Genomic DNA, 5185 nt, shown 5'->3' with positions numbered 1-5185 from the left:
CTTCAGGCTCTTGCTCGAACGATGTTTATGCGTGGGGATATGTTTGGCCAGTCTCTGCCGAGACCGGGCAACCTTTTTCAGTTTCTCATGGAACAGTCTGAAGACGGATGCGTTGATGCAACAAAAGTGTTGGACGCTGTGTTACGTGGACTAGGACCGATTTGGCCTGGTCGATTGGAGCTGAGTGGTACAAATCTGGGCGATGTATGGCAGCATCGTTTACTTGGGCCTCTAGACTCTGTTGAGTCGTTCATCCCGTTTCATAAGCTTTCACAGTGGATGACCTATTCAATGGTTGAGCCGCTTGAGGCAGCTGGGTTGAAGGTTCGCGGTGCCGGTGGTCTGACCGGGCTGGCTGAATACCGCAATGGTGGGCTACTTCTCGACCTTGGTTTTATTACATTACGCGACCCTATGTGGGCATCCAAAGCTCATGCCCCAGGTGAAGAGTTGATTATTGAATGGCGTGCTTTGACTGTGCACGCACTGGACCTCATTGGGCGGAGAGTTTGCGAATTGCTCGGCAAGGCACCCGAGGATTTTCCTCTAGCTCGTGTTCTTGAAGGTGGGACTTGGCGTGCGGGTCGTAAGATTGCGGCTGAGTTACGGGCCGATGGCACACCGCCTCTTCGAATTGATAGTGACGCAACGGTTTTTTAAGGAAACACAATGGACAATAGAAAAGAAATAGACCCGAGCGCGGCGATTGACGCATGCCGGATTTTGAACCATCCCATTTTGCAACATAATCTTACAAAGTTGAGGAACAGGGAAACGAAACCGGTAGACTTTCGAAGAGTCATGGACCAGCTCAGTGCATTGCTGGCCTACGAAATCACCCGCGATATCAGTGTTTCTCAAGAACCTGTAACCACTCCACTTGAAGAGACAAAAGGCGCAGTCGTAAGCGATGACCTCGTCATTGTGAGTATTATGCGCGCCGGTAATGGAATGTTGGACGGGCTTTTGCGGATGCTGCCTTTTTCTCGAGTAGGCCATATTGGTATCTACCGAGATAAGTTCATCGGAAATACCGTGGAGTATTACTTTCGGTTACCTGATGAAGTGAAGGGCCGAAAAATCCTATTGGCGGATCCCTTGATTGCTACCGGTGACACCGCAGTGGCTTCTATCGACAGACTGAAGGAATACGGGGTTGAGAGTATTCGCTTTGTTTCACTTTTGGCATCGCCAGAAGGGTTGGCTCATCTTTACGACCATCATCCTGATGTTGAAGTGTATACCTTAAGCGTCGAGCGAGAACTCAGTTCTGATGGTTACATTCTGCCAGGGCTTGGGGATGCCGGCGACAGGCTCTACGGAACAGCGGTCTGATGTCAAAGCGCGCCTTGGTTATCGGGATTGCGGGAGGCAGCGGGGCTGGAAAGACCACGTTTTCAACGAAAATTCGACAAGCGTTGGGTACTGATACCTGTGGTTTTATAAGCCAAGACAATTATTACATCGACCAAAGTGCGCATTTCGTTGAGGACGGTGGGGCTGTTAATTTTGATGATCCCGCAGCGCTTGAATTTACTTTGTTAGAAGCGCATCTCGGCTCGTTGTGTGCTGGGTCCTCAGTTGAGATTCCGAGCTATGATTTTGCGAGTCATACAAGGGCACCTCAGACGTTTCTCATGGAGCCGTCACCTATTATTTTGGTCGATGGTACACTGATTTTATCTAAGCCAGCGGCGATTTCCTTTTTTGATATTCGAATCTTTATCGATATCGCGGAAGACATTCGGTTCGAGCGTAGGCTACGGCGCGATACCCGAGAACGTGGCCGTACGGAGGATGGTGTTCGAGCACAATGGGCGAGCCAAGTTAAGCCAATGCATGATCAATATGTTCAACCCTGCGCTGAGCTGGCAGACTACGTAATCACCGATGACGTTTCATGGAATGTTTGTTTGCGAGAGATTTTATCCCGATTGGGATAGACACTATTCGGTCGGTGCGCCGGCATCAATCCAGGCGCGGACGGCCTCAACTTTTGGTGCGCACAATGGACTTCCCGGAGGCATGATGGTCGCGGCGTTACCGTTGACGTCGGTCGCAGCCATGTTTTCGCCAACCATCTTTCGGTAGATATAGCTGTTTGCAGAATCGCCAGGAGCAATTTGCATCACGTTGGGGTCTTGCCCCGATGGTGAATCGATGGCGGCGATGATGGCGTCCATATCATGAACTGATAAACCTGCGGCCGGCGAGTCGGCATCATGGCAGGTACTGTACGCGCAGCTTTTTTCGAAGACCTGTGTCGACACACCTTGAAGAGTGGCCGGGATGGCATCAATACAAGTTCCGTCACAGTCAACTTGGTTGTCCTCACAGCTGGTGCCCGCGTCGGAACCACAGCCGGGAACAAAAGCCATGGCCAGTGCGGCTAAAGAAGCTAAGGTAACAACAAATCGATTCATCTAACCCTCCACGAGTGAGCCTGTCATAAGGATATGCACTTTGTGGGGCGCCGTTCAATAGGTGGCAAACCAGCCTCATTCTGCAGAAAAGGGGCGTACTAAGAAATAGGCAGCGATCTAAGAAGTGACCCTTAAGACTTCAGCGACCGAGGTAATGCCGGCCTTAGCCCTGATGAGGCCTGCTCTTCGAAGCGTACGAACTTTTTGAGCTCGAAGCGCTTTTTTGAGAAGTAATTCCGAAGGGTTTTGCTTAATTACTTCTTTAAGTGATTCGCTAATCGGGATGATTTCAAAAATTGCCGTCTTCCCATTGTAACCGGAACCATTACAGCTTGCACAGCCTTGTCCTTGTAGCCAACCGCCGTCGGCATCAATGGGAAAGCCAATGGCTTCTATCGTTTTGGGGCGAAGTTTTGCGGGCTTTGCACAATCTTTACAGACTTTACGAACCAGGCGCTGAACAATGATACCGGATAGGCTTTCAGAGAGCTTCACCGGGTCGAGTCCTGCTTTGAGTAACCAAAGAATACTTTCCACACCGTTGCGAGTATGGAGACAAGAAATCACGCGGTGTGCGCCTTGAAGGCAAGCCTCCATGGCAATGGTGGCTTCCACGGCATCTGTCAGTTCACCCAGAGCAATGATGTTGGGATCTTGGCGAAGGATAGCTCGCATACCGGTGGCGAAAGTAAGCCCGTCTCTAGGAGAGACTTGGGTTTGAGTAATTCCTGGAAGCATAATTTCAACAGGATCTTCGAGAGTGGCCACGCTCATGGCTTCATTCGCGCAATCTGCTGCGATGGCGTAGAGCGTTGCGGATTTCCCAGAGGCCCAAGGTCCCGCAACAAGAAGTAAGCTTCCTTCCTCTTCGATCATCTTACGAACGAGGTCGGCCTGCTTTGGACTCATGCCAATCTGCCCAAGGCTCATAACCCCATCACCATGCGAGATAGTGAGTACCTGCTTGGGGCCGTGAATTGTTGGCAGTACGGACACATGCCCCGTAACATGGCTTCCATCTTCAACTTGGTAGCGGAAGGGCCCCTCTTGCGGGTGTATCAAATCGTCCTCGTCCATGTGAGAAACACGCCGAATCAAGCGTTCGAGTTCCATGCGTTGATTGGCGGGAACGGCTTCTTGTTCGAAGAGCGCACCCATGACGCGAAACCTTACTCGGAGTTCGCTTTCAGTGGGTTCGAAATGAATGCTAGATGTATTGAGGGCGACGGCTCTGCTCAAAATATAGCGCAACAATCCCTCGGGATCCTTGGGAGGATTGCCTGAGGTTTTGGTCGGACTTTGCTCTTGGTCGTCCGAAAGTGAGGGCGCTTCTGACATTCCATTATTGTACATTATTCGGTGACCATTGCGAAACTTTAACCACCATTATTCACGTTTTACCGGTTAATCTTATAATATATGGATTGAGACAGTGTTTTTGTGTGGGTAAAGGTCGGATAAATCAAAGATTTAGACATCGTTGCTTGTACTGGCAACATCGTGGTTGATTGTCGTTGTTTCGAATTTGATGGTCCGAGAGGCTTATGAATCGTCTAGAAAAATTGCTTGAGCAGATGGTTGGAGCCATTCAAAAAGGCCGCCCGCAAATTGCTCTGAGTCTTGCCTCATCGTTCACGGATCTCCCGTGCCCGCCGTCATTACTTCATCTCAAAGGTTTGGCACATGCCATGCTGGAGGAAATATCAGAAGCATTGGTAGAGCTTGAGAAGGCTCATGATGAAGCGCCGCAGGAACTAAGCTATATACTCGATTTCGCTAAGGTCCTGGAGCGCAGCAACGACCATACAAGGGCCGCCACTGTGTGGGAAAGAGCTCTGACTCTTTGTGATAATGATATTGGTTTGTGGCACCACCTTGCGCAGTCGCAGATTGCCTCTGAAAATTTTAGAGCTGCGGCCGATTCTTACCGCCGAGCACTCTTATTGGAGCCAGAGCATTTCTCACTCTGGTGCAACTTGGCTGGTACGCTAAAGCGTGGCGGCGAGTTTGATGAAGCGCAGCTAGCGTGGACCAAGGCAATGGCTCTTGAGCCCGAGAGTGCAATTGTTCTTGCTGGGCTTGGTAGTCTCAAAGTGGAACAGGCAGACTTTGATGCCGCACGTCATTTACTTGAAAGGGCGGTGCGTCTTGAACCAGAAGCTCTTGAACCTCGGGTGAATCTCATATTGGTCGCTATGGGGCAGGGACAACTGGCTGAGGCCAAGGGCATGTTTATGTCGCAGTCTGAGTCATGGAGAACGAGCTCAAAGGGCATAGAGGTTCATGCATCTATTTTGGATTACCAGAGCAGAGAGTCTTTGCTTAATTCGAATTTTGATGAGGCCGCTGAATTTGCACGGGAGGCTCTAGCTAAAAATCCAGAGCTGGGGAGTGCGTGGTTTAACCTAGGTCAAGTTTTGCGAGTTCATGGTGATTGGGAGGACGCGATAGAAGCATATAATCGGTCATCAGAGTGCTCTGTAGACGATATCAGCGGACAAGTCGCAGCGTGGTTAACTCTTCCTATCTTGTATAATTCTCAGGCCGAAATTGAGCAGGCTCGAGCACATTACAGTTCTGGGCTAGATGCGCTGGTAAAGGATTACAAAGTTGATGTCCTAACGGATTTAGCACCGGCACTTCAGGTCGCCTCACATCGCAGCAACTTCCAATTGGCCTATCAGCAAAAAGATGATGTGACTCTCCAGAAAAAATATGGGCAGTGGGTGAGTGATGTGTTTCTTCGACATTTTGGAGAAATG

At 50.0% G+C, this 5185-nt stretch carries 6 protein-coding genes; 4 read left to right on the top strand and 2 right to left on the bottom strand.

From position 1 onward, the window contains the following. The 3 genes from HOK28_06740 to udk form a co-directional block, all read left to right on the top strand. A partial coding sequence (locus tag HOK28_06740; GenBank protein ID MBT6432770.1) for a DUF1688 family protein occupies window positions 1-660 on the top strand: 660 nt, incomplete at its 5' end. A 9-nt stretch (window positions 661-669) separates the two neighbouring features. Then, window positions 670-1335: a uracil phosphoribosyltransferase gene (gene upp, locus HOK28_06735; protein MBT6432769.1), complete on the top strand. Its 666-nt coding sequence runs from the start codon at window positions 670-672 to the stop codon at window positions 1333-1335. Next, on the top strand, window positions 1335-1943 hold the full coding sequence (gene udk / locus HOK28_06730; GenBank protein MBT6432768.1) for a uridine kinase: 609 nt from the start codon (window positions 1335-1337) through the stop codon (window positions 1941-1943). Before upp ends, udk begins: the two co-directional genes overlap by 1 nt. A gap of 3 nt (window positions 1944-1946) precedes the next feature. On the opposite strand, the gene HOK28_06725 is transcribed toward udk, so the two are convergent. Together HOK28_06725 and tadA are read right to left on the bottom strand one after the other, a co-directional pair. Then, entirely contained in the window at window positions 1947-2423 is a 477-nt protein-coding gene (locus tag HOK28_06725) for a hypothetical protein (GenBank protein ID MBT6432767.1), read from the bottom strand. A gap of 117 nt (window positions 2424-2540) precedes the next feature. Then, window positions 2541-3761, bottom strand: a complete 1221-nt coding sequence (gene tadA, locus HOK28_06720; protein MBT6432766.1) for a Flp pilus assembly complex ATPase component TadA — start codon at window positions 3759-3761, stop codon at window positions 2541-2543. Window positions 3762-3967: 206 nt separating this feature from the next. Here tadA and HOK28_06715 point away from each other — a divergent pair. Next, on the top strand, window positions 3968-5185 hold a 1218-nt coding region (locus tag HOK28_06715; GenBank protein ID MBT6432765.1), incomplete at its 3' end, for a tetratricopeptide repeat protein.

The organism is Deltaproteobacteria bacterium, assembly GCA_018668695.1.
Lineage (GTDB): Bacteria > Myxococcota > XYA12-FULL-58-9 > XYA12-FULL-58-9 > JABJBS01 > JABJBS01.
Note: the sequence above shows the minus strand (reverse complement) of the source record. Positions and strands in the feature narration are given on the sequence as shown.